Annotated in this window: 1 protein-coding gene and 1 pseudogene; both read left to right on the plus strand. The window is 48.5% G+C overall.

All coding sequences use genetic code 11. From position 1 onward, the window contains the following. Positions 1–130 (plus strand): annotated as a pseudogene (locus R7P67_RS25670) (metal ABC transporter ATP-binding protein); the annotation flags it as partial. Next, a complete protein-coding gene (locus R7P67_RS25675) occupies positions 130–1,005 on the plus strand; it encodes a metal ABC transporter permease (RefSeq protein WP_318086431.1) in 876 nt (291 codons plus the stop codon). The pseudogene R7P67_RS25670 and the gene R7P67_RS25675, both read left to right, overlap by 1 nt. Positions 1,006–1,135: the final 130 nt, after the last annotated feature.

The following is a 1,135-nucleotide window of genomic DNA, read 5'->3' on the forward strand; positions in this document are numbered from 1 at the left end:
TCGTTTAGATGCAGAAGTGCATGTTGTTAACCGTCAGATTGTGGCATCCGGACACCATTCTGATGTTCTGAGCCCTGATCGTATTGAAACATTATTCAAACACTACACAACCAAAGCGGAGGCGGCGTAATGGAATGGTTACGAGCACTGGCAGCGAGTGGTGTTGAATCTGGTTGGTTAAGTGACACCTTTGCTTACGCTTTCATGGTGAACGCGATGGTCGCTGCGCTGATTTTGGGGCCGCTACTCGGCGGGCTGGGCACATTAGTGATTGCTAAGCGTTTGGCGTTTTTCTCCGAAGCAGTTGGCCACGCAGCACTGACGGGTATCGCTATTGGTGTTTTACTTGGTGAACCGCCAGAAAACCCAATCATAGGGTTGTTTAGCTTCTGCATGATCTTTGCGTTGCTGCTGCACTTCGTGAGAAATCGCACCAATGTACCTGATGACACATGGGGGGGGGTGTTTCTTGCGCTAGCTCTGGCAGTAGGGGCAGCGTGGCTGATGTACGTCGCGCGTAAGATCAACATACACATGCTAGAAAACGTACTGTTCGGTTCGATTTTGACGGTGACCGATAGAGACATCACGTTGCTTGCATTGAGCTGCTTGATCATCCTGCTGCTGCTGATTCCGACATTTAATCGCATTTTGCTCACGTGTATCAGCCCAGATATTGCTCGCGTGCGTGGCTTCAATACCAGCTTTTACGATTACCTATTCGTCATGATGATCACTTTAGTGACGATCGCCGCAGTGAAGATCATTGGTGCCGTGTTAGTGGGTGCGCTGTTATTGATCCCTGGTGCGACAGCTCGGTTGCTCACCAAGCGAATGGGAAGCTTTGTATTGCTTTCTTCTCTGCTTGCGACGGTTGCTTGCTTGGTTGGCACCATATTGCCAATGGAGCTCGACTTACCGGTGCCATCGGGCGCGTCGATCATCATTGTTTCCGCTGCTTTCTTCTTAACTGCAACGGTTTATCGAATTATTCGTAAGGTGTGAGCACGCTTTTACATACCCAACTTAAGTATCTCGACATGAAAATGAAAACTCTTACTTTAGGTTTAGGATTGATGGCGATGAGTACATTGTCATCATTGGCGATCGCCAAAGATATTTTAACCAGCACTCC

The sequence above is a fragment of the Vibrio sp. Vb0937 genome (genome assembly GCF_033338855.1).